The organism is Rhizobium sp. 10PS4 (assembly GCF_032464805.1).
GTDB classification, from domain to species: domain Bacteria; phylum Pseudomonadota; class Alphaproteobacteria; order Rhizobiales; family Rhizobiaceae; genus Rhizobium; species Rhizobium laguerreae.
This window is the reverse complement of the sequence record NZ_JAWDIW010000001.1, coordinates 71,572-89,983: the sequence shown is the minus strand read 5'-3', so window position 1 is coordinate 89,983 and position 18,412 is coordinate 71,572. Positions and strand designations below refer to the sequence as shown.

Below are 18,412 nucleotides of genomic sequence, written 5' to 3'. Positions count from 1 at the left end.
AGCACTAAGCAATCACAACCGATAGGGAGATTGCAATGCCGAAGATTTGCCTGGTAGGCGCTGGTAGCACCGTTTTTGCACAGAACATTCTGCGAGATGTCCTGTCCTCGCAGAGAGGCGGCGACTACGTCATCAGCCTCTTCGATATCGATCCAGAGCGACTGAAGACATCAGAGATCGTCGCTCGCCGGATCTGCGAGTCGCTTAAGCTTTCAAACGTCAGGATCGACGCCACGCTCGACCGGCGGGAAGCGCTGCGCGGTTCCGATTTCGTGATCCTCATGATGCAGGTCGGTGGCTACAAACCGGCGACCGTCACGGACTTCGACATTCCAAAAAAATATGGTTTGCGTCAGACGATCGCCGACACCCTTGGCATCGGCGGCATTTTCCGCGGTTTGCGGACGATACCAGTCCTTGAGGCGATCTGCCGAGACATGCAGGAGGTCTGCCCGCAGGCTCTTCTGATGCAGTACGTCAACCCGATGGCCATCAACTGCTGGGCGATCAAGGATCTGGCCCCGGAAATCCGCACCGTCGGCTTGTGTCACAGTGTGCAGCACACAGCCGGGCATCTCGCGCAATGCCTCGGCGAGGACATTGCCGACGTGAACTATGTTTCGGCTGGGATCAACCACGTCGCCTTCTTCCTGAAATATGAGAAAATTCATAGCGACGGACGGCGGGAAGACCTTTATCCGAGACTGAACGCTCTCGCCGCCGATGGCCGCGTTCCGCCGGACGATCGGGTGCGGTTCGATGTTCTCAAACGGCTCGGCCACTTCGTCACCGAATCCAGCGAGCATTTCTCCGAGTATACCTCCTGGTACATCAAGGAGGGACGAGGGGATCTGATCGATCAGCTCAATATTCCGTTGGACGAATACATCCGGCGCTGCGAGGTGCAGATCAAAGAGTGGCATGCCCTTCGCAAGGAACTGGAAGGCGACGAGCCGATCGAGGTGTGCCGCAGCAACGAATACGCGGCCGGCATCATTCACGCCGCGGTAACCGGCAACCCGGCGCTGATATACGGCAATGTCCCAAACAACGGCCTGATCGAGAATCTGCCCGATGAATGCATCGTGGAAGTGCCTTGCCATGTCGACAGAAACGGAATTCAGCCGGTCCGGGTCGGTCGGATCCCCTCTCAGCTTTCCGCCGTCATGAACTTGAGCGTTTCCGTTCAGCAGTTGACGGTCGAGGCGGCTCTTACAAAAAACCGCGCGCGCATCTACCAGGCCGCTCTGCTCGATCCGCATACGTCCGCGGAATTGTCGCCAGACCAAATCTGGAACCTTGTCGACGACCTGATCGTCGCACATGGCGATTTGCTGCCGAGATATCAGTGAGATCCCGCGGGTAAGCCAGCCACAAACGCATGGCAGTTCATTCGTTTAGACGCGCCGCGAATTCACGGCGCGTTTTTTCATTCCAGGGCCATCCAATTAATCACAAAACGTCATAAAATTGATTGACACTGATTATTTGAAATGGAATCATGATCGAAATTGGGATTGGCCGTGAGGGAGGTTTTCGTTGAGCCAGGCAGTTGGAATGAAGGTCGATCGACTGGATGCCATTCGCAGCCACCTCTACGCGAACGGCTTTTCGACCATTCAGGCGCTTGCCGATGCGATCGGAGCATCGCTTGCCACGGTTCGTAGAGACTTGCAGATCCTTGAGCAGGAGGGCGCCATTGATCGCGTGCATGGCGGAGCGCGCATTGCCGAAGGATCGTCGGTTGAGGTTGCATTTCAGGAGCGCGAAAAGCGCCATCTATCGGCCAAACGGGCAATTGCCACCGCGGCCTACGACCTGCTTCATCCGCGTACGGCAATCTTTCTCGACGCGGGAACCACCGTCCTGCAGCTTGCGCGCCTCATTCGCATCAACCCCATGCCGCTCAGGATATTCACCAACGGCCTGACGGTAGCGCAGGAATTCCTGAATATTCCGAATTTGGAAGTGGTGCTTCTCGGCGGTCAGCTGCGCAGCGAGAATGCGTCGCTTGTCGGACCTCAGGCGGAGGCAATGCTGGAAACATTATGGTTCGACCAGCTCTTTCTTGGCGCCAGCGCCATCAGCTCCGACGGCGCGATCTACAGCGTGGACAGTGCGGAAGCGAGCCTCAACCGGCGCATGCTGGCTCGGTCGGCCAATCGTTTCGTCCTGGCCGATTCCTCGAAATTCGGAACCACCGCGACCTACAAGGTCGCGCCGCTGGACACCGCGAAAGTCATTACCGATTCCGGGCTTTCGCGGCATTGGCGTGACGAGCTTGTCAACTTCGGCGTCGACGCAACAATCGCGGATCTGAGGGCGAAAGAGTGAGCGACGCGCTGATCCTCGGCATCGATGGTGGCGGAAGCAAGGTGCTGGTTGCCCTCGCGGACAAGCGTGGCCGGATATTGCGGCGTTCCCGCGGCCATGGCGTCAATCCCATGGACAATCCGAATTGGCTCCATGAGCTGGAGCAGCATCTCCTTCCCTTTCGCGATGAAGGAAATCTGGCGGCCGTCGCCGCAGCGCTGCCCGCCTACGGCGAGGTTGAGCGCCTGTCGGCTCTACAACGCGATGCGATCGAGCGCCTGTTCCCAAACGTCCCTCGGCGCGTCCTCAACGATGTGGACGCAGCGCACCTCGGTGCTTTTGCGGGCGAGCCGGGCATCCTCATTCTTTCCGGCACGGGTTCAATGGCATGGGCGCGTAATTCCAAAGGCCGGTCGGCGCGCACCGGCGGCTGGGGAGATCTCATCGGTGACGAGGGCAGCAGCCATTGGATCGGGCAGAGGGCGCTCAATCTCGTCAGCCAAAGCTTGGACGGGCGTGCTCCGGCAACCGCTCTCGCAAAGGCCCTGTTTGACCACCTTCGGATCGACTTGAGCAATCCGATGAATGGGCTCGGCGATTGGGCCAGCTCCCTGGTGAACCCACGGGCGGACATTGCGGCAATTTCGATCCTCGTCGATCAGGTCGCACTTGGCGGCGATAAAGGGGCGGTCGGGTTGATCGAGCAGGCCGCCGATGAGCTCGCGAAGCATCATGTCGCAATTGCCGGCCATTGTGATCCGGATGCCGACTGGACCTATGCCGGCGGTACTTTTTCGAGCCGGCTTCTTTTGGAGGCGCTTGAACGGCGAATTGGCAGGCCTCCGGCTTTGCCGAAACTTCCCCCGATTGGCGGCGCGCTCCTGGCTGCCGCCCAACTTCTCGACTGGCCGTTAGACGACGGCTGGTTCGGGCAAATCGTGGCCACGGCCGAAGGCGGTGACTGCGCATCCCAGTAGTTGAGCTCAAGAATAATGAAGGATGGGAACATGCATAAATTGATCTTGCCTCTACTTGCATCGGCGGCCTTGGCAATCGCCGCACCGGCTCTTGGCCAGGACGCCAAGCCGCTTGCCGGTCAGTCGATCACGGTGCTCATGCCATCGCCGCAGGGACCGAACATCGCCGCTGACTTCGAGGCCGAAACCGGCATTCACGTCGACCTGCAGACTCTGTCGTGGGACGACATCCGCCCGAAGCTGGTGACAGCCTTGGTTGCCGGTACAGCGCCAGCGGATGTGACCGAATTCGATTGGTCCTGGACCGGTCAGTTCAGCGCGGCCGGTTGGTATATGCCGCTCAACGACGTGATCGACGCCGATACGGTGAAAGATATCGGCGTTGCCAAGATCTTCACGGTCGACGGCAAATTATTGGGAATTCCCTACACCAACGACTTCCGGGTGATGCTCGTCAACAAGAAGCATTTCACGGATGCAGGCATCACCGAGATGCCGAAAACATTGGACGCCCTGGTCGCTGCAGCCAAGAAGATCAAGGAAAAAGGCATTGTCGAATATCCGATCGGCCTGCCGGTTTCGGCAACCGAAGGCGCGTCGACAAGCTGGTACCTGCTGACGAAGGCCTTCGGTGGCGAACTCTTCGACAACGACTTCAATCCGCTTTTCACCTCGCCGGATTCGGCTGGTTACAAGGCGCTTGCTTTCGAATTGATGCTTCTCAAGGAAGGGCTGGTCGATCCGGCTTCTACCGGCTTGAAGGACAGCCAGATCAACGAGAGCATGTTCGCCCAGGGCATCACCAGCATCATGATCTCCGGTGAGCCTGGTCGCCTTGGCCAGATGAACGACCCCAAGCAGTCGAAAGGCGCCGGCCAGGTAGAGGCGATCCTCGTGCCGACGGCTAGCGGTGAAACGCGCAGCTTCGGCCTTCCGGAAGCGCTGGCTATTCCAAACGTCTCTCCCAACAAGGAGGCGGCGATCGCCTTCGTCAAATGGTTTACCAGCAAGGACTTCCAGAAGAAGAATGCCGTGAACGGCTTCCTGCCGACACGCACGTCGGCGCTTTCCGAACTCAACGAGTCCGGAAAGCTGAACAGCGGCGACGCTCTCGTGGCGCAGTCGAAGACGGTTGAGCCGCTGTTCCCGCAGGGCACGCCGCCTTGGTACCCGCAATTTTCCAGCGGCGTAAACACAGCGATCAATAGCGCTGCCAAGGGACAGATGAGCGTCGACCAGGCGATGGAGGCTATCGCTTCCGCCGCCAAGCAGGCGATGGCGCAATGACCGCTTTGGCGTCCGAAGGGGCCACCAGCAAACGTGGGGTCGGCTTCAACGCCGACGCCACACTCGGCTTGCTGTTGGTGTCGCCCATCGTTATCACGATGGCAGCTTTGGTCTTCTACCCCATGGGAAGAACCGTCTGGGACAGCCTGCACAGGGTCAACCCCATGCAGGCCGGCACGCCATTCGTCGGTCTTGAGAACTACAGCCGAATGCTGTCGGATGGCCAGCTCGCGACGGCCTGGAGCAACACGCTCATGTATGTTGTTCTGGCTGTCGCCGCCGAAACCGTGTTCGGCGTTCTTGCAGCCGCTCTCATCAATCAGATCAAGGTCGGGCGGCAATGGGTTCTCGCTGCGGTGATCTTGCCCTGGGCGCTGCCCGGCGTTGTGAATTCGGTCATTTGGCTTTGGATTTATCAACCGGGCGCGGGTCTGTTGAACGGCATTCTTTCAGCGCTCGGGCTCCCCTTCGAAAATCACGTCTGGTTCAACGATCGCACCAGCGCAATCGTCGCCGTAACGATCGTCCATGTCTGGCGCATGATGCCTTTGACGATCGTCATCGTTCTTGCGGCGATGCAGAGTATCCCTGTTCATCTCTATGAGGCTGCGCGGATCGATGGGGCCACGCGCGTTCAGATGTTCGGATGGGTAACCCTGCCGCTGGTTCGCAGCGCGATCGCTGTTGCCATGACGAATGCAACCGTGAACGCTTTCAATCTCTTCGACGAGGCCTGGGTTCTGGCGGGCGCCAGCCTCGAGACCCGACCGGTGCTCGTCCAGATCTACCTCGAAACCTTCCAGAATCTCCGCTTCTCGTATGGCATGGCGCTTTCGGTCGTGATCACTCTCGTGTCTCTGCTGATTTCGCTGGTCTACGTCCTTCGTGTCTATCGCAACACACGGTTCGACTGATGAGATCTACTATTGCCTATCGAATGATGATTTGGGCCGGTGTCGTCGTCCTGTTGATCTGGTCTCTTGGGCCGATCTACTGGACCATTGCGAGTTCGGTTACGCCCAGCGAAGACTTTTCGACCCGGCCGATCAACTTCTTCCCGCAGCACTTTACGCTCGATCACTACTCCCGGCTGCTCGGCATCAATATTGCGCGGATCGGGGGTGTGGACGTGTTCAAACAGTTCCGGGCCGCATTGCTCAACAGCGTGGTGACCTCAATCGCTGCCACGCTGCTTTGCGTCGCGATATCCTCTCTGGGGGCTTACGCGTTCACCAGGCTTCAGTTTCCCGGCCGGAAAGCGCTTTTTGTCGCCGTTGTCGCGACGCTGGCCATTCCTGCCTACGCTGTCTTGATCCCGCTCTATCAGATCATGATCAAGCTGCATCTCGTCGATACCTATCTGGGTGTTTCGCTGATCTATGTCTCGGCCTTCCTGCCTCTGTCGCTCTGGCTGTTGCGGAGCGTGTTCGAAGCTCTTCCGATCGCACTGGAGGAAGCGGCGCAACTCGACGGAGCGGGCCGGCTCTACATCTTCTTCAACATCGTCCTGCCGCTGGCCGGACCGGGTCTGACGGCAGCGGCAATCCTCACGTTTCTGGGTGCCTGGGGGCAGTATCTCGTACCGCTCATTTTTTCGCCGCAGGCGACGAAGCCGCTAACGGTTCTGATTCCGGAATTCGTAACGAAGAACTTCATCGACTACGGCCTCATCACAGCGAGTGGCTCGATCGCGATCGTCATCCCCGCCCTCGTCGTCATTTTTCTCAACCATTACCTCGTCAGCGGCCTGTTGGCCGGTTCCGTCAAATAATCGGAGACTTCATGAGCACGACCGAAAAGGTTATTTTCGAGCAATTTCCCTATTGGGAGAAGGCCATTGAATTGAATTCTGCCGACGACCGCGCGGAGCTGCTCGTCTTCGTCGGTTGCGGCACCTCCTTCAATCTTGCACTCTCGCTGGCAGCCTATGCCAATATGGCCGGACGCAAGGCAATCGCGGTGCCCGGTGCCGAATGGCAAAAACGCCCCTCGGCCTTCTGGCCGGAGTGGCGCAACACGCACGTCGTCGCACTTTCCCGGAGCGGCGAGACGACAGAGACAGTCGCCGCAGCAAAGGCAAGCCGCGCCGCCGGCGCCTTCGTGACGGCGATCACCGTCGAACCGGAAAGCTCTCTCGCGAAAAATTGCGATCGGATGGTCGCTGCCGAAACTCATCCCGACGAAGGTATCGTCATGACGGTATCGGCGAGCCTCATGGTCCTTCTCGGTTTGCAGATGATCGGGCAGAAGGTTCCTGCCTCGGTCGTGAATTCCGCCCGCCAGCTCGCGAGCGCTCTCGATGCGGCGCTTCCTGGAATTATCGCCGACCGGTCGCACTTCGTCTTTCTCGGTGGCGGGCCGCTCTTCGGCATCGCGCTGGAGGGAGCGCTCAAGCTCATGGAAATGAGCCAGATCATGACCCAGGCCTTCCACCCGCTGGAATACCGTCATGGGCCGATCAGCCTCGTTGACGCAAAGACGGTTGCGGTCATGCTGTACAGCTCCGACCAGAGGGAGGCGGAGACGAAACTGGTGGGAGAACTGAGAGAAAAAGGCGCGGTCGTCATTGGTGTGGGTGGTCCAGGCGATCTGGAACTCGCCGTCGATGTCGATCTGTCGCTTGCGGGCCTCGTTGTCCTTCCGGCGCTGCAGGTCCTCGGCGAACGCGCCGCGCAGGCCCGGCAAATCGACACGGTCTCTCCTCGTCACCTGACGAAGGTTGTAACGCTCGCATGACGTCGATCGAAGAAAACCGCCAGACCGCGCTGCGAAAGCTTTTCGGTGCCCGAAACCTGCCTTTTCCCCATGGCGTCACTTCGGTCTGCTCGGCGCATCCGCTGGTCATCGAGGCAGCCCTTCGGCGTGCCGGCATGGAGCACCGGGCGGTCCTCATCGAAGCCACCTGCAATCAGGTCAATCAGGAGGGCGGCTATACCGCGATGACGCCGGCGGACTTTCGCCGGTTCATCGAGGACATCGCCGCAGCGGCTGACTTTCCAGCCGAACGCATCATCCTCGGAGGCGATCACCTCGGCCCCAACCCCTGGAGAAAACTGGCGGCCGAGGAGGCAATGCTGCGCGCCGCGGCTATGGTGACGGCCTATGTCGAGGCAGGGTTCGAAAAGATTCACCTGGACGCGTCGATGGGCTGTGCCGGTGAACCAGCGGCGCTCGATGACGAATTGACTGCGGCGCGGGCCGCTCGATTGGCAAAGGCCGCTGAGGAGGCCGCTCTTCGTTCAGGCCGCCCTCCGCCGGTCTATATCATCGGAACCGAGGTGCCGCCTCCAGGTGGTGCAACGCACGCACTCGAAGACATCGAAATTACCCGGGCCGATGCGGCGATGAAAACGCTGGCGGCTCACCGGGCGTCGTTTGCCGAAGCAGGTTTGGCGCCGGCGATGGAGCGGGTCATTGGGATCGTGGTTCAGCCGGGCGTGGAATTTGGCAATACCGACGTGGCGCTCTACAAGCCTGAACGGGCCACGAGCCTCATTCGTTCGCTGGACGACATGCCGGGCTTGGTTTTCGAAGCACATTCCACCGACTACCAGCCGGCCGAAGCGCTATCTGCTCTCGTCGACGGCGGCTTTGCGATCCTCAAGGTCGGACCAGGGCTGACTTTCGCGCTGCGCGAAGCGCTGTACGGCCTCGATGCGATTGCTGACGTGCTTACAGGGAGGACGCCACGAGCCGGACTGGTGAGGACCATGGAAAAAATCATGGTCGAACAACCGGCAAGCTGGGCGGCCCATTATGGCGGCAGTCCCGATGAGGAGCGACTGCAACGGCATTTCAGCTATAGTGATCGAATTCGCTATTACTGGCCGGATCCCCGCGCATCCGCCGCGGTCGGCGAATTGTTCAGCCGGCTCCCCGATGAAATTCCCGAAACTCTGATCAGCCAATATCTCGGCCGACTCTATTCCGACGTGGTTTCAAAGCGGGTCGCTCCGAAGGCCCGCGAACTCTGCCTTGCTGCGATCGACGCGGTACTGGCGCCTTATTCAGCCGCCACGGCAAGCCGATGAGCAATCGACAGCCGTGTCAGACGAGCGGCTGCGTCCCGAAGATACCAACATTCAGCCGGAGAAAGTTATGGCGTCAGTAAATGTGGCGAATGCCCGCAAGAGCTACGGTCACTTCGAAGTTCTGCATGGAGTGGATATTGATATCCAAGACGGCGAATTCGTGATCCTGGTCGGTCCGTCCGGGTGCGGGAAGTCGACATTGTTGCGGATGATCGCCGGCCTCGAAGAGATTTCAGCCGGCCGGATATCGATCGGCAGCAAGGTCGTGAACAATGTCGCGCCAAAAGAACGCGATATCGCGATGGTTTTCCAATCCTACGCGCTCTACCCCCATCTGACAGTCGAGGCGAATATGGGTTTTTCGCTGAAGCTGGCGAAAGCCCCAAAGGAACAGACCAGGCAACGTGTTCGGGAGGCCGCTGAAATTCTGGGGCTCGGGCATCTGCTCGACAGATATCCGAAAAACCTGTCGGGTGGCCAACGTCAACGTGTGGCGATGGGCCGTGCCATCGTTAGAAATCCGCAGGTCTTCCTGTTTGACGAACCATTGTCGAACCTGGACGCGAAGCTGCGTGTGCAGATGCGTTCGGAAATCAAGCAACTGCACCAGCGACTGAAGACAACGACCATTTACGTCACCCACGATCAGATCGAGGCCATGACGATGGCCGATCGGATTGTTGTGATGCGGGACGGCTTCGTCGAGCAGATAGGCTCGCCACTCGATCTCTACGACCGGCCGGCAAACCTTTTCGTGGCGGGCTTCATCGGCTCGCCGGCGATGAACCTTATTCGAGGCCAGGTCAGCACTTCGGGGCCGCTGGAGTTGATCGCGGACGGCGGAGGTAGGCTGCCGCTGCCCGAAGCAGCGCCATTGGAACGCGGCGCACAGCTTATCTACGGCATTCGCCCTGAGCATCTTACAATCGGACAAGGTCCCGTTGCCGCTGAGGTTGTCCTCGTCGAGCCCACTGGTGCTGAGATCCAGGTCACCACGAAGTTTGGTGCGGATCACCTCGTTGCGACGGTGAGAGAGCGCCTTGATCTCCGCGCCGGCGACCAAATCGTCATTAGCCCAGACCTCAGCAAACTGCATCTGTTCGACGCAAAAACCGAACAACGGTTGAAGTCTGTCTAACATGACTATTTTTTCGGACTGGCGGAACGCGGAGGTCAAACTAATGACAGGTCGGAGACGAGTTCGCCAACGCTGGCCAATGTTTGGCTGAAAGTCAGCGTTCAAGGCTGCCGGCGGCGGCGATGATCTCCGCCGCAGTCGGGAAGATGCAAAGACTGTTTGGTCCGTCCAGCGCCTCAATTTGCGACCAGGCGATGGTGCCGTTCGCATTGACCAGGAAGTGCCCGACGAGCTGGGTGGCGTGGTTCGAGAAGATCGCCATATCGGCTTCATCAAGCTCGAAGCGGTCCTTGGCGTTGAGTATCGTATTGGCTTCCATCGGCTGTAGCACTTCCGGCAACTCGCCCGTGGGGTTGATGCGCGCCGCCTGGAACTGCGCCATCGTCGCGCTATAAGGCCATTCGGGCTGCTTGCTGCTCCCATCGGGCAGGAACTCAGCATGGGGCACACCATAGGCCCGATGTGTGTGGCAGTCGGGATCGCATAGCAGCGTTACTGGCGTCGGACGGTGGCGGAAATACAGGCGAGCGCGTTCTACCGGTGTGTTGATAACGGCCACGGTCTCTACTCCGGAGGCGCGCAGGGTGGGCTGCATGCCAGCAAGCTGTTCGACCTGGCGCCGACAGAACGGGCAGTGCAGCCCGCGAAAGAACCCGATCAGGAACGGGCGACCGCTCAAATCGGCGAATGAGACCGTTCCGTCGAAGTTGGCGGTGGCGAGTGCGAAGGCGGGGGCGGTTTCTCCTGGTTGCAGCGGGCGATTCTGGTCTCCCATGGAATAATTCCTTTGTCGTATGGTCCAGGTGGACGACCGAAATTTAACTATATCACTTGTCGCAAGGAGGCCCAGCGTTCGCTGCTAAGATCGCCGAATGTGATTCGGTAAGCCATTGCCGCTCCGACCGGCGTCGAAGCTGACCCTTTCATTGAGCCGCCTGCCGTCGTCGAGAGCTTGCCGGTATCGATAGCCGTACCTATCTTTATTTAGAGCAGGCTAATGGAGCAACGAGATGGCGGAACTTGAGGCTGATACTCCATTCGACTCGACGATCGAGATCATTCCTCCGGAAGACGCAAAAGAGCAGCCGGATAGTCGTGCATGCCTTTGCTGCAAGCGGCGGCGTCAGTGGATGGACGACGACGGGTGCGGCATCTGTGAGGAGTGCCTGGCCTCGTGATCGATACAAGAAGGGCACAACGCGATGGTCATTCGCAGCGCCGGACTTCTCATCCACCGGCGCATTTGCAAGGACTACGAAGTCCTTCTCGTCCATCCGGGCGGTCCTTTCTGGGCTAGGAAAGATGAGGCTGCATGGTCGATCCCCAAGGGGCTGATCGAGACCGGCGAAGATGAGCTCGCGGCCGCAATCAGGGAGACTGCCGAGGAGCTGGGTGTCCCAGTCGATGGCAGGTTCAAACCATTGGGCGAATACCGACAACCCGGCGGTAAAATAGTCGTCGCGTGGTCGATCGAAGCCGATCCGGTACTGGACCTGAAAGCGATACGGAGTTCCAAATTTGAAATAGAATGGCCACCACGGTCAGGCCGGCTAACGAGCTTTCCAGAGGTCGATCGTGCGGGTTGGTTTTCCCTACGCGAAGCGGCCATAAAGCTGTTGAAAGGGCAGCGACCGATGCTTGCCGACCTCCTGACGCATCTGGAATGATCGGCCCGAAATGATTGATTGAGCCGCGTCATTTCGCTGCACCCATGCATGAGGTGCGCGGCAGCCATGAGTTGCTTCTGAAGACAGCCATCCTATCTGACAGTCACCGCCATATGACTGAAATCGAGAAATCGAGCTGCGATCCGCCTTGAGCACGCGCGAGGAGACAATCATGAACGGCATTTCCAAAACCCTGAACGACATGACGCTTGTCGAACGCTCGAGCCTGCTCGACACCGTCGCCGATGCCTTGGAAGCAACGGCCGAGGAGGCGGAAGGTGAGGGCGACACCCGCTTCGTCGCCAACTCCATCTGCGTCGCCAATACGATTCGCGGACTATCCGGGGACATGACGCCCCGCGATCTGCAGGCGGCCGAGTTGCTCCTTGAGCAGGGCATCATGCTGGTCCACCAGTTCTCGAACCGGGCGAAGACGAACGGAATGATCCACTAACAGTGAGCGAGGCGCTCCCGTCAGCAATGCGCTCTGTCAGTGTGGACGGCGGCTGAAGGATTGAGATAAAGCCGTTGATCCGTACCGGGGAATAGCGGATGCCGCCGGCCCCTGGCGAGAACGAGTAGTCTCCGTTGCGGCAAACCGCGGGAGCGGGAGATTAGCAGACACGCCAGGAAGGCTTTATTTCCAATGGATCTCCGGTTCAATGCGCTGCCGTGTCGAGTGGCCGATATAGCAGGGTTCACCTTTGTTCGGTCAGGAGAAGCGTAATGCAGCCTGGTCGCACAGGCCTTGCTGTCTGCTTGATGGTGGCTGCCGCTTTCTTAAATAGTCTCGACGCGGTCATCGTTCGTTTGCTGGCCGGCGACGTGCATCCATTGATGATCGGCTTTTTCCGGTCATTTTTCGGGCTTCTTGTCGTCACGCCCTGGATCGTGTCACGCGTCGACCTGAAATCCTCTCCCTATCGTGTTCTGCATGTCGTGCGTGCGGGTCTGAAGCTTGCCTCACTGGTTGCTTTGTTCGTCGCCTTTGCGCACGCGCCACTCGCCGATGCCACGGCGGTCAATTTCACCATGCCGATGTTTCTCGTTCTCGGTGCGTGGCTGGTACTCAAGGAACATGTCGGCATCTCCAGCGTGGCCGGCATTGTCGCAGGTTTTATCGGCGTCATGATCATCATTCGCCCCGGAGCGTCCGGTTTCGACCAATGGCTGCTTTTTGCACTGGCAGGAGCGGTCTTGACGGCGGCCAGCCAATTGATGCTGCGGCGGATGGCATTGAGGGATAGTGCCGACCGGCTGGTTGCATGGAATCTGATAGCGACGGTGCCGCTAGGCCTGATCATCATGCTGCCGGTCTGGTCAATGCCGACCTGGAACCAACTCGCACTGCTTGCCCTGCAAGGGGCACTCGGCGCTCTCAACATGACGCTGATCACGCGCGCCTTCGGCATGGCGGCCGCGAGCGTCCTGGCACCGCTCGACTTTCTCCGACTGCCCGTCGTGGCCCTTATGGCCTTCTTATTTTTCTCGGAAGTTCCGGCCGCACAGACGTGGATCGGCGCGGCGGTGATCATCGGCGCGGCCATTGTCGGAACCCGCGGCATGACATGGCGACGCAAACCGCCGCGATAAGCCCTGATCATTTTTGGGGTTCACAAAAATTTTAGATGCACTAATATTTCAGTTATAACGCCGGTCGTCGAGCCGTGCCTGTTGCCGGAGGGGTATTACAGGCAGCACAGACGAAGACGAAACCGGACATCACGAACCCCATGGGGTTCACTCGGGAGGAGTGGCATGAAGAGTTTCATCGGCAAACGCGCGATCGCCAGTGGCGTATCGCTCGTGGTGCTTATCGTCATCGTGTTCTTCCTGTCCCGGCTGACGGGCGATCCGACCGACCTCTACCTGCCGATCGATGCGACCACCGAAATGCGCCAGCAATTCCGTGAGATGAACGGTTTCAACGATCCGTTGATCATCCAGTTCGGCCGTTATGTTTCGGATCTCGCCCAGGGCAATTTCGGTCAGTCACTGCGACAGGCCCGTCCGGCCATGGATGTCGTGCTGGAGGCTTTCGTCTGGACCTTCTGGCTGGCTGTCATCACCATGGCGCTGGTCACGGTCGCCGCGATCGTCATCGGTTCGCTCGCGGCGTTTCGCGTCGGCGGCGTCTTCGACCGTCTCGCCACTTTCTTCTCGCTGATCGGCGCTGCGGCGCCGGACTTCTGGCTGGCCATCGTGGCGATCGTCATTTTCGCCGTCAAACTGCATGTTCTGCCGACATCGGGAACGGGAACTTTCTGGCACTGGGTCCTGCCGGTCAGCGTGCTGTTCATCCGGCCTTTCGGCCTGATCCTGCAGGTGGTCCGCGGCTCGATGATCAGCGTTCTGTCTTCCGCCTATGTGAAGACGGCCCGCGCCAAGGGGGTCCGCTCGAACTCAATCATCTTCATTCACGGACTGCGCAACGCCATGCTGCCGGTGATCACCGTCATCGGCGACCAGGCGGCCGCCATCCTGAACGGTGCCGTCGTCGTCGAGACGGTGTTTGGCTTTCCTGGTATCGGCAAGCTGATGATCGATTCCATTTTGCTTCGCGATTTCGCCGTCGTGCTGGCCGTCATCATGGTCTCGGCACTGGCGATCTTCATCATGAACCTGTTGATCGACATCGCCTATGCGCTGCTCGATCCGCGCATCCGGTATTGAGCGATGACGATGGCCGACACACAAATCCTCGCCGAGAAAAAACCAAGCGGCCCGATCGGGCGCTGGCTGACGATGCTGTGGGCGGACAAGCTCGCTTTTTTCGCGGCTCTGTTCCTCTTGATCGTTCTGCTCTGCGCGCTGTTTGGCCCGTTCCTGCTGGAGGCCATCGCCACCAAGCAGAACCTGCGGGGCCGCAACGCACCGCCGTTCGATATCACCCGCGGATTGCTTTATGTCCTCGGCGCCGATGCGCTCGGCAGGCCGCTTCTTGCCCGCGTCATCGTGGCGGCGCAAAACACCATCCTGGTGGCCGCGGCAGCCGTGCTCGCATCATCCGTCGTTGGTACGGCGCTCGGTCTGGTGGCAGGTTACAGCCGCTCCTCCGCGGCTCAATGGATCATGCGCCTCGGCGACGTCATCATGTCCTTTCCGTCGCTGCTTCTGGCGGTGATCGTGCTCTACATGCTCGAGCCCTCGGTCACCAATATCGTCCTCGTCCTGGCGATCACCCGCATTCCCATCTATCTGCGCACCACGCGCGCCGAAGTGCTGGAAGTGCGCGAGCGGATGTTCGTGCAGGCGGCGAAGGTCATGGGAGCGTCGTATTGGCGCATTGTCTTCCATCACATCCTGCCGGTGATCTTCCCAACGCTGGTGACCATCGCAACGCTGGATTTCGCTTTCGTCATGCTGGCGGAGTCCTCCCTGTCATTCCTGGGCATCGGCATTCAGGCGCCGGAGATCACCTGGGGCCTCATGGTTGCTCAAGGACGGCCCTATCTCACCAATGCCTGGTGGCTTTCCTTCTGGCCGGGCCTTGCAATCATCCTGACGACGCTGTCGCTGAACCTTTTGTCGAATTGGCTGCGCATCGCGCTCGATCCGACGCAACGCTGGCGCCTTGAAATGAGGGGCAGGAAAAATGGCTGAACATCTTTTGGAAGTGCGTGACCTCTCGGTCGAGTTTCACACCGCCAGCGGGACCGTCAAGGCGGTGCAGGATGTCAGCTGGCATCTCGATCGCGGCGAGACGTTGGCGATCCTTGGGGAAAGCGGTTCAGGCAAATCCGTGTCGGCCTCGGCGGTCATGAATCTGATCGACATGCCGCCCGGTAAGATCACCAGCGGCGCCATTCTCCTCAACGGGCGCGACATGCTGAAAATGACGCCCGAGGAGCGGCGCTCGATCAACGGTGCCAAGATCGCCATGATCTTTCAGGACCCGCTCGCCCACCTCAATCCGGTCTATCCGGTCGGCTGGCAAATCACCGAGATGATGACGACGCATGGCCAGTCGGCGGAGCGCGCCGGCGCGAGGGCGCTCGAATTGATCAGACGCGTCGGCATAGCCGATCCTCAGGCGGCGATGCGAAAATATCCGTTCCAGTTCTCCGGCGGACAGCGGCAGCGCCTGATGATCGCCATGGCGATCGCCTGCAAGCCCGATATCCTGATCGCGGATGAACCCACCACCGCGCTTGATGTGACGGTGCAGGCGCAGGTGCTGGAACTTCTGCAGGAGTTGCAGCAGGAAACCGGCATGGGCCTGTTGCTGATCACCCACGACTTGGGCGTCGTTGCCGAGATCGCCGACCGGGTCGTGGTGATGAATTCCGGCTGCGTGGTCGAAACCGGCAATGCGGCCGAAGTCTATCGCAACCCGCAGAACGCCTATACGAAGAAGCTGATTGCTGCCGCACCGGGGAAGGGTGCGATGGCGCAAGAGCGTGACCGACAGGGCGAACCGCTGCTGCGCGCCATCGGCTTGAAAAAGAGTTTCGGTGCATTCCAGGCGCTGAAGGGCGTGGACTTCGTCATCATGCCCGGCGAGACGGTTGCCGTTGTCGGCGAGAGCGGTTCCGGCAAGTCAACCCTTGCCCGGGCGATCGTTCGCCTCGATGATCCGCAGGAGGGCCAGGTTCTCTACCGCGGCAACGATCTGCTTGCGATGACCCCGAGGGAAATATTCGGGCTGCGTCGCGATTTGCAGATGGTCTTTCAGGACCCGACCCAGTCACTGAACCCGCGGATGAGCGTATTCCGGTTGATTTCCGAAGCTTGGGTCATTCACCCGGATATCCTGCCGAAAGCGAGATGGAAGGAAAGAGTGGCCGAGCTGCTGGTCAAGGTTGGCCTGAAACCGGATATGGCCGACCGGTATCCACATCAGTTTTCCGGCGGCCAGCGCCAGCGCATCGCGATTGCCCGGGCGCTGGCGATGGAGCCGAAACTAATCATCTGCGACGAGGCGGTTTCGGCACTCGACGTGTCGATCCAGGCGCAGGTGATCGCCTTGCTTGAGGGCCTGCGTCGCGAATTCGGCCTTTCCTACCTCTTCATCGCACACGACCTGCCGGTGGTTCGCGATTTTGCCGATCGCGTCATCGTCATGAAGGCCGGCGAGATTGTCGAGGAGGGGCCGGTCGAACAGATCTTCAACGCGCCATCCCACCCCTACACGCAGGCGCTTCTTGCCGCGAGCCTCGATCCCGATCCCGAGATCCAGGCCACCCGACGCGCCGCCCGCCAACGACAGGAAGGACTCGTTTCCGCATGAAGCCCGATGTTATCGTCGCCTATCCGCTCCGGCCCCATCAGATGGCGATGCTCGAGGAAAGCTACACGCTGCACCGGCTCGATCTTGTCAAAGGCGAAGAGCGGGATGCTCTCTTGCGGCAAGCCGGCCCGGTCTCTTCCGCATTGGTCTGCAACGGCCATGTGACCATCGACGAAGCCCTGCTTTCGAAATTGCCGGCATTAAAGCTCGCCGCCTGTTCCTCGGCTGGCTACGACCAGATGGATGTCGAGGCGATGACACGGCGCGGCATCAAGCTCACCAACACATCCGAGGTGCTGTGCGACGACGTTGCCGACATGGCACTGCTTCTGATGCTGGCGGCACGACGGCGCCTGCCGGAAGGCGATCGCTATGTGCGCTCCGGCGACTGGGGTCAGAAAGGGATGATGCCGCTGACGACATCGACCTCAGGCAAGAACGCCGGGATCGTCGGCCTCGGCCGCATAGGGATGGCCATTGCCAGGCGATGCGAAGCTGTCGGGCTGACGGTCGGCTATTACGGGAGGACGAAGAAAGCCGGCAACGATTTTGCCTATTTCGACACGCCGGTAAAACTGGCGGACTGGGCCGATATCCTGATCGTCGCGACGCCTGGCGGGCCTGCCACCGAAGGATTGATTTCGGCGGACGTGCTGAATGCGCTCGGACCGACCGGCAGCTTCATCAACATTGCCCGCGGCACCGTGGTCGACGAGCCGGCCTTGATCAAGGCCTTGCAGGAAAGGCGGATCGCCTCGGCCGGCATCGATGTCTACCTCAACGAACCCAATCCCGATCCGCGCTTCGCAGCGCTCGACAACGTCGTGCTCTATCCCCACCATGCCAGCGGTACCGAGGAAACGCGCGACAGGATGGCGCAATTGACGGTCGACAACCTTGCCGCCTTCTTCGCAGGCAGGCCGCTGCTGACGCCGGTCAATTGACTCCGGCAAAACCCGCGGCGCGGCAGATCAGACGAAGTAGTCCGGGAACTCCTTCCGCAGGTCTTCCACTTTTGCGACGGTGCGGCTGAGATGCTCGCGGATCGCGTCGACGGCACCCTGTTCGTTGCGCGCGGCGATCGCATCGATAATGGCGTGATGCCCATCGAGAATGCTGACGATCTTGCCCTTCTCGGGCAGATGCAGGCGACGAATACGCTCGAGATGGCCGGAGCGCTCGCGTATCAATTGGTGGAGGCTGCTGCGCTTGGCGCCTGCGAACAATGTCTGGTGAAAGAGCTCGTCGAGCTCCTGGAAGATCGCGATCTGATCGGCGTCGTCGGCGACTGCCGCCTGCATCTTGATGATCGATCGGGCGCGGGTAATGACGCTCGGATCCGGGTCCGGATCGGTTGCGAGGCGGCGGCAAACCTCCGTTTCCAGTGCAACGCGGAGGAAATGCGCCTCGTAAATCTGCAGGACGTCGATCCTGGTCACCACAGTGCGGGACTGCGGATAAATGCGAACCAGACCCTCCTGTTTGAGAAGCTGCAATGCGTCACGGATGGGAGTCTGGCTGACTTCATAAGTCTCGGTGAGCTCGGTGCGCGACAGCGTGGTGTCCGGCGGCAACTGAATGGTGATGATGCGCTTGCGCAGATCATCATAGACTCGCTGGACGGTACTGCCAGCGACGACCGGGAAGCCGGGCGCGGTCAGGCCGAATGTAGAGGCGAACTGGGAATTCATGTGAGGCGTCCTTTTCGACTCCATTCATAGCTTTGCACGACCTAATGCACAAGAACGCAAACTTTCCATTGATATATA

At 59.8% G+C, this 18,412-nt stretch carries 19 protein-coding genes; 17 read left to right on the top strand and 2 right to left on the bottom strand.

All coding sequences use genetic code 11. The annotated features are described in order from the left end of the window. Window positions 1-35 precede the first annotated feature (35 nt). The 9 genes from RWJ89_RS00435 to RWJ89_RS00395 all read left to right on the top strand — a co-directional run bounded on the left by RWJ89_RS00435 (window position 36) and on the right by RWJ89_RS00395 (window position 9,746). Window positions 36-1,352, top strand: coding sequence for an alpha-glucosidase/alpha-galactosidase (locus RWJ89_RS00435; RefSeq protein ID WP_316030401.1), 1,317 nt, complete (start codon window positions 36-38; stop codon window positions 1,350-1,352). 187 nt (window positions 1,353-1,539) lie between these two features. Next, on the top strand, window positions 1,540-2,334 hold the full coding sequence (locus RWJ89_RS00430; RefSeq protein WP_168281467.1) for a DeoR/GlpR family DNA-binding transcription regulator: 795 nt from the start codon (window positions 1,540-1,542) through the stop codon (window positions 2,332-2,334). Further along, entirely contained in the window at window positions 2,331-3,290 is a 960-nt protein-coding gene (locus RWJ89_RS00425) for an N-acetylglucosamine kinase (RefSeq protein WP_316030400.1), read from the top strand. The genes RWJ89_RS00430 and RWJ89_RS00425 overlap by 4 nt, the downstream gene beginning before the upstream one ends. Window positions 3,291-3,320: 30 nt before the next feature. After that, the gene (locus RWJ89_RS00420; RefSeq protein WP_316030399.1) at window positions 3,321-4,577 is read left to right on the top strand and encodes an ABC transporter substrate-binding protein; all 1,257 of its coding nucleotides are present in this window, start codon (window positions 3,321-3,323) and stop codon (window positions 4,575-4,577) included. Next, window positions 4,574-5,491, top strand: a complete 918-nt coding sequence (locus tag RWJ89_RS00415; protein ID WP_017956464.1) for a carbohydrate ABC transporter permease — start codon at window positions 4,574-4,576, stop codon at window positions 5,489-5,491. Before RWJ89_RS00420 ends, RWJ89_RS00415 begins: the two co-directional genes overlap by 4 nt. A gap of 23 nt (window positions 5,492-5,514) precedes the next feature. Next, a complete protein-coding gene (locus tag RWJ89_RS00410) occupies window positions 5,515-6,348 on the top strand; it encodes a carbohydrate ABC transporter permease (protein ID WP_316030543.1) in 834 nt (277 codons plus the stop codon). An 11-nt stretch (window positions 6,349-6,359) separates the two neighbouring features. Continuing rightward, window positions 6,360-7,313 carry an SIS domain-containing protein gene (locus RWJ89_RS00405; protein WP_316030398.1) on the top strand — a complete coding sequence of 318 codons (954 nt, stop codon included), beginning with the start codon at window positions 6,360-6,362 and terminating at the stop codon, window positions 7,311-7,313. Next, the gene (locus tag RWJ89_RS00400) at window positions 7,310-8,608 is read left to right on the top strand and encodes a D-tagatose-bisphosphate aldolase, class II, non-catalytic subunit (protein WP_222000434.1); all 1,299 of its coding nucleotides are present in this window, start codon (window positions 7,310-7,312) and stop codon (window positions 8,606-8,608) included. The genes RWJ89_RS00405 and RWJ89_RS00400 overlap by 4 nt, the downstream gene beginning before the upstream one ends. A 67-nt stretch (window positions 8,609-8,675) precedes the next feature. Beyond that, a complete protein-coding gene (locus tag RWJ89_RS00395; protein ID WP_222000460.1) occupies window positions 8,676-9,746 on the top strand; it encodes an ABC transporter ATP-binding protein in 1,071 nt (356 codons plus the stop codon). Between the two features lie 94 nt (window positions 9,747-9,840). Here RWJ89_RS00395 and RWJ89_RS00390 read toward each other — a convergent pair whose 3' ends face one another. After that, window positions 9,841-10,521 carry a redoxin domain-containing protein gene (locus tag RWJ89_RS00390; protein WP_222000435.1) on the bottom strand — a complete coding sequence of 227 codons (681 nt, stop codon included), beginning with the start codon at window positions 10,519-10,521 and terminating at the stop codon, window positions 9,841-9,843. Window positions 10,522-10,756: 235 nt separating this feature from the next. Here RWJ89_RS00390 and RWJ89_RS00385 point away from each other — a divergent pair, with 235 nt between their 5' ends. From RWJ89_RS00385 to RWJ89_RS00350, 8 genes are all read left to right on the top strand, one after another. Continuing rightward, window positions 10,757-10,924, top strand: coding sequence for a hypothetical protein (locus RWJ89_RS00385; protein ID WP_020046963.1), 168 nt, complete (start codon window positions 10,757-10,759; stop codon window positions 10,922-10,924). Window positions 10,925-10,948: 24 nt separating this feature from the next. Then, complete coding sequence (locus tag RWJ89_RS00380; RefSeq protein ID WP_316030397.1) at window positions 10,949-11,413, top strand: NUDIX domain-containing protein; 465 nt, start codon at window positions 10,949-10,951, stop codon at window positions 11,411-11,413. A gap of 172 nt (window positions 11,414-11,585) precedes the next feature. Beyond that, on the top strand, window positions 11,586-11,867 hold the full coding sequence (locus tag RWJ89_RS00375) for a hypothetical protein (protein WP_025397396.1): 282 nt from the start codon (window positions 11,586-11,588) through the stop codon (window positions 11,865-11,867). A gap of 272 nt (window positions 11,868-12,139) precedes the next feature. Further along, complete coding sequence (locus RWJ89_RS00370) at window positions 12,140-13,006, top strand: DMT family transporter (RefSeq protein WP_316030396.1); 867 nt, start codon at window positions 12,140-12,142, stop codon at window positions 13,004-13,006. Between the two features lie 165 nt (window positions 13,007-13,171). Then, window positions 13,172-14,086 (top strand): ABC transporter permease, encoded by a 915-nt coding sequence (locus tag RWJ89_RS00365; RefSeq protein ID WP_003550760.1) that lies wholly within the window; start codon window positions 13,172-13,174, stop codon window positions 14,084-14,086. Window positions 14,087-14,089: 3 nt separating this feature from the next. Beyond that, window positions 14,090-15,016, top strand: a complete 927-nt coding sequence (locus RWJ89_RS00360; RefSeq protein ID WP_020046967.1) for an ABC transporter permease — start codon at window positions 14,090-14,092, stop codon at window positions 15,014-15,016. Beyond that, complete coding sequence (locus tag RWJ89_RS00355; RefSeq protein ID WP_316030395.1) at window positions 15,009-16,643, top strand: ABC transporter ATP-binding protein; 1,635 nt, start codon at window positions 15,009-15,011, stop codon at window positions 16,641-16,643. The genes RWJ89_RS00360 and RWJ89_RS00355 overlap by 8 nt, the downstream gene beginning before the upstream one ends. After that, window positions 16,640-17,587: a 2-hydroxyacid dehydrogenase gene (locus tag RWJ89_RS00350; RefSeq protein ID WP_316030394.1), complete on the top strand. Its 948-nt coding sequence runs from the start codon at window positions 16,640-16,642 to the stop codon at window positions 17,585-17,587. The genes RWJ89_RS00355 and RWJ89_RS00350 overlap by 4 nt, the downstream gene beginning before the upstream one ends. 27 nt (window positions 17,588-17,614) lie before the next feature. Here the strand turns inward: RWJ89_RS00350 and RWJ89_RS00345 are convergent, their stop codons facing one another. After that, window positions 17,615-18,334: a GntR family transcriptional regulator gene (locus RWJ89_RS00345; protein ID WP_020046970.1), complete on the bottom strand. Its 720-nt coding sequence runs from the start codon at window positions 18,332-18,334 to the stop codon at window positions 17,615-17,617. Window positions 18,335-18,412 lie beyond the last annotated feature (78 nt).

Bases quoted from the DNA above. Each gene is read 5' to 3' on its own strand.
- RWJ89_RS00435 (WP_316030401.1), top strand. From the start codon at position 36: ATGCCGAAGATTTGCCTGGTAGGCGCTGGTAGCACCGTTTTTGCACAG.
- RWJ89_RS00420 (WP_316030399.1), top strand. From the start codon at position 3,321: ATGCATAAATTGATCTTGCCTCTACTTGCATCGGCGGCCTTGGCAATC.
- RWJ89_RS00415 (WP_017956464.1), top strand. From the start codon at position 4,574: ATGACCGCTTTGGCGTCCGAAGGGGCCACCAGCAAACGTGGGGTCGGC.
- RWJ89_RS00410 (WP_316030543.1), top strand. From the start codon at position 5,515: ATGATGATTTGGGCCGGTGTCGTCGTCCTGTTGATCTGGTCTCTTGGG.
- RWJ89_RS00405 (WP_316030398.1), top strand. From the start codon at position 6,360: ATGAGCACGACCGAAAAGGTTATTTTCGAGCAATTTCCCTATTGGGAG.
- RWJ89_RS00400 (WP_222000434.1), top strand. From the start codon at position 7,310: ATGACGTCGATCGAAGAAAACCGCCAGACCGCGCTGCGAAAGCTTTTC.
- RWJ89_RS00395 (WP_222000460.1), top strand. From the start codon at position 8,676: ATGGCGTCAGTAAATGTGGCGAATGCCCGCAAGAGCTACGGTCACTTC.
- RWJ89_RS00390 (WP_222000435.1), bottom strand. From the start codon at position 10,521: ATGGGAGACCAGAATCGCCCGCTGCAACCAGGAGAAACCGCCCCCGCC.
- RWJ89_RS00385 (WP_020046963.1), top strand. From the start codon at position 10,757: ATGGCGGAACTTGAGGCTGATACTCCATTCGACTCGACGATCGAGATC.
- RWJ89_RS00380 (WP_316030397.1), top strand. From the start codon at position 10,949: ATGGTCATTCGCAGCGCCGGACTTCTCATCCACCGGCGCATTTGCAAG.
- RWJ89_RS00375 (WP_025397396.1), top strand. From the start codon at position 11,586: ATGAACGGCATTTCCAAAACCCTGAACGACATGACGCTTGTCGAACGC.
- RWJ89_RS00370 (WP_316030396.1), top strand. From the start codon at position 12,140: ATGCAGCCTGGTCGCACAGGCCTTGCTGTCTGCTTGATGGTGGCTGCC.
- RWJ89_RS00365 (WP_003550760.1), top strand. From the start codon at position 13,172: ATGAAGAGTTTCATCGGCAAACGCGCGATCGCCAGTGGCGTATCGCTC.
- RWJ89_RS00360 (WP_020046967.1), top strand. From the start codon at position 14,090: ATGACGATGGCCGACACACAAATCCTCGCCGAGAAAAAACCAAGCGGC.
- RWJ89_RS00355 (WP_316030395.1), top strand. From the start codon at position 15,009: ATGGCTGAACATCTTTTGGAAGTGCGTGACCTCTCGGTCGAGTTTCAC.
- RWJ89_RS00350 (WP_316030394.1), top strand. From the start codon at position 16,640: ATGAAGCCCGATGTTATCGTCGCCTATCCGCTCCGGCCCCATCAGATG.
- RWJ89_RS00345 (WP_020046970.1), bottom strand. From the start codon at position 18,334: ATGAATTCCCAGTTCGCCTCTACATTCGGCCTGACCGCGCCCGGCTTC.